General features: G+C 38.8%; 1 protein-coding gene. It reads right to left on the bottom strand.

What is annotated here, in order from left to right; translation table 11 throughout:
• Positions 1-73 precede the first annotated feature (73 nt).
• Positions 74-1,381, bottom strand: a complete 1,308-nt coding sequence (locus B3Y13_RS01985) for an NCS2 family permease (protein WP_296692400.1) — start codon at positions 1,379-1,381, stop codon at positions 74-76.
• Positions 1,382-1,469 lie beyond the last annotated feature (88 nt).

Here is a 1,469-nt window from a genome sequence, read left to right as displayed (position 1 = left end):
CTTCCATAAAATATTCATCCCAGGTCGGGCGTAAATATTTTTCTTTGTTTGAAGATTCGTTCATACTAAAAAACTAGATAGCTTTTATTGCAAGGGCAAAGACAAATACGGCGGCAAGAATCCACGTAACAGGAGAAATCTCCTTTGCTTTTCTACCAGCAACTTTAGAAATTACATAAGCGATCATACCAAAGGCAATACCCTTAGAAATAGAATATCCGAAAGGCATTACAAGAATTGTTATAAAGGCAGGAATTCCGTCAGTTATTTCGCTAAATTTGATTGAAGTTACAGACTGCNNCATCATCAAAAATCCGACAAAAATCAAGGCAGGAGCCGTAGCACAAGAAGGAACAAGAGCAAAAAGCGGAGTAAACAACAGGGCCAAAACAAAGAAACCTGCAGTAACAACAGAAGAAAGACCTGTGCGGGCACCGGCAGCGACACCGGCAGAAGATTCAACGTAAGAAGTTACAGTTGAAGTTCCAAGACAAGCACCGGCAACTGTACCAATCGCATCGGCAAGAAGAGCATTCTTTACATTAGGAATATTGCCCTTTTCGTCAATAAGCTTAGCCTGCTCAGCAACGCCCATCAAAGTTCCAATAGTATCAAAAATATCGGTAAAAAGGAAAGTAAAGAAAACTCCGAAGAATTTCAGCGTAAGAACATCTGAAAATTCAAATCTAAAAAGAAACGGAGCATGAGGAACAGAAACAGGTTTAAAATTTTCAGGAACAGCCGTAACTCCAAAAGGAATTCCTACAACAGTTGTAGCAGCAATACCGATAAGAATTGCTCCTGGAACCTTAAGAATATAAAGCACAACCGTAATTACAAGACCGATAATCGCAACAATTGCAGAAATATGTTCTTTATCAAATGCGTTAAAACCGATAATTGTTCCGTTTGAAGAAGTTACGATTCCAGCGTTGTTAAGGCCAATCAAGGCAATAAAAAGACCAATACCAACAGCAACAGCTTTCTTCATAGTCGAAGGAATAGAATTGATAATCGCCTCACGAACACCAAAAAACGAAAGAACAATAAACAAAACGCCTTCAAGCAAAACAGCTGTAAGAGCAAACCATGGAGAACACCCCATCTGGCCGCAAACCGTATATGTAAAGAACGCATTAAGCCCCATACCAGAAGCAAGGGCAACAGGCATATTTGCAAAAAAAGCCATAATCAGAGTTGCAACAGCAGCAGAAATCGCAGTTGCCGTAAAAACGCCTTCAAAACTCATTCCAGGGATAGAACCAAGCATTCCAGGATTAACAGCAAGAATGTAGGACATTGCAAGGAAAGTTGTAATACCACCAATAATTTCGCGGCTTACGGTTGACCCCTTCTCCTTGATTTTAAACAAAGTTTCCATAAAAAACCTCCATGGGAAAAAACATAACAAAGATTATAGCATAGAATAAAAAACAGAAAAATAAAAAATACAGGCTTTTTATAAAAAA

The organism is Treponema sp. UBA7567, from assembly GCF_002476655.1.
Classification (GTDB): Bacteria; Spirochaetota; Spirochaetia; order Treponematales; family Treponemataceae; genus Treponema_D.
This window is presented reverse-complemented; position numbering and strand designations above follow the sequence as displayed.